Annotated in this window: 2 protein-coding genes; both read right to left on the bottom strand. The window is 52.4% G+C overall.

The genetic code is table 11. The features are described 5' to 3' along the window. Positions 1–56: 56 nt before the first annotated feature. Positions 57–134: a type II toxin-antitoxin system YoeB family toxin gene (locus Q0C48_RS01000; protein ID WP_291520714.1), complete on the bottom strand. Its 78-nt coding sequence runs from the start codon at positions 132–134 to the stop codon at positions 57–59. 396 nt (positions 135–530) lie between these two features. Further along, a partial coding sequence (locus Q0C48_RS00995) for a hypothetical protein (protein WP_291520704.1) occupies positions 531–786 on the bottom strand: 256 nt, incomplete at its 5' end.

Below are 786 nucleotides of genomic sequence, written 5' to 3'. Positions count from 1 at the left end.
GCACGGCGCGGTTACCTCGTCCAGTATGGCCTCTTCTGCCAGGAAGATTGGCAGAATCAGTAATGGTACCTGCAGGAAATAATGATCAGTTCCGCAGTCGTGGCGCGGTAGACCAGGCGGTTGACGTCGTCAATGCGTCTGGATCAGTATCCTGAGAGGTTTTCCCGCAGCGGTTCCGAGCGGTGATCTTCTCGCTGGTCGCGCAAAAAGTCTCCGGCCAAATTCGCAAGGCACTCGCTCACCTTATCTTCGCGGACGCAGTGTTTGTCTCTTAGTTTCTCTTTGATTTTATTTGATATAATGATAGCCATATGTCTCGCCGAGCTTGCAGCAGCGCCCCTCTAATTAGTATATACAATTCAAACCCATCGGCAACCCCCATTCAGGCGCCCGCTAACTCTCAAAAGTCCTACGTTAAAGCCAAACAATCCTTTCTGTGCGGGTGCGCGGTCATCAATAAACAGAGGTGCGGCAGCCATAAAATTATTTCATAGGTAAAAATATAACTTTAGTTCTTGACTGACGTATAACTATAGTTCTATGCTTTCCCCATCAACAGCCACCCAGCCCGGATGGCTCAGATGGGAAAGAAGCCCATGAAACGCATCGATATCCAAGACCAGAACACTGCGGACTGTGAGGCACAGGTCCAGGGCCGGGTCGGGCACGTTTGCCCGTTTCTTTCCAGGGAGCATATCCAGCGCGGACTCCAATCCGGGAGGTATGCCATAACGATGCTGGGCTTGGAGCGGCGGTGCACCCGCTGCGGGGAATACTGGCCAGCCG

Source organism: Acidithiobacillus sp., from assembly GCF_023255755.1.
Lineage (GTDB): Bacteria > Pseudomonadota > Gammaproteobacteria > Acidithiobacillales > Acidithiobacillaceae > Acidithiobacillus.
This window is presented reverse-complemented; position numbering and strand designations above follow the sequence as displayed.